Below are 848 nucleotides of genomic sequence, written 5' to 3'. Positions count from 1 at the left end.
GGGGGTGCGGACGATTTCTTGGACCGCGCCTAGGCGTATCCAAGCTTCCTGCGGTACTCCATCGGGCTCAGCCACCCGAGGGACTTCTTGATCCGCTCCTCACGATAGTACACGAGGTAGGCCTCGAGCCTTCCCATGAACTCCTCGGCCGTCACGCCCTCCCAGTCCCTGTAGTGGAAGAACTCGTTCTTGAGGCGCCCGAAGAAGCCCTCGCAGGCCGAGTTGTCCGGGCTGCAGCCCTTCGCGGACATGCTCCTGACCAGGCCGTTCTCCTCGCAGATCCCGATCCACTCCGGCCAGCGGTAGTGGCCGCCCCGGTCCGAGTGGATCGTCGTGCGCACCCCCGCCGGCCTCGCCGCGCAGGCCTTGAGCAGGCTCGAGTTCGCGAGGCGCTTGTCGGGGTGCAGCCCGATCGACCAGGCGACGGGCATCCCGTCGAAGCAGTCGACGATCGGGCTCAGGTAGACCTTCTCGCCGCCCGGGAGCCTGAACTCGGTGATGTCGGTGAGCCACAGCCGGTTGGGCTCGTCGGCGCGGAACCTCCTGTTCACGAGGTTCTCCGGCGCCTTGGAGACCTCGCCGGCGTAGGAGCTGTAGCCCCGGGCGCGCCTCTTGTTGTAGACGACCTCGAGGCCCTCCTCGCGCATCACGCGGGCCACGCGCTTCTCGCTGGCCCGGACGCCCTCGCGGCGCAGGCGCGCCCAGACGGTGCGGTACCCCCAGCACCCCGAGCCCTCGCGGAAGATGCGCACCACGCGGTCGCGTATGTCGGCGTCGCGGTCGCGCGGCGCGGCGACGCGGGGCCTCCAGTACTCATAGGAGCTCTTCGATATCCTCAAGAAACCTGT

Annotated in this window: 1 protein-coding gene; it reads right to left on the bottom strand. The window is 68.3% G+C overall.

The annotated features are described in order from the left end of the window. Positions 1–29: 29 nt before the first annotated feature. The coding region (locus ACRX4W_RS09735; protein WP_432300271.1) for an IS3 family transposase at positions 30–848 on the bottom strand (819 nt) is incomplete at its 5' end.

It is taken from the genome of Collinsella aerofaciens (genome assembly GCF_964283865.1).
GTDB lineage: Bacteria > Actinomycetota > Coriobacteriia > Coriobacteriales > Coriobacteriaceae > Collinsella.
This window is presented reverse-complemented; position numbering and strand designations above follow the sequence as displayed.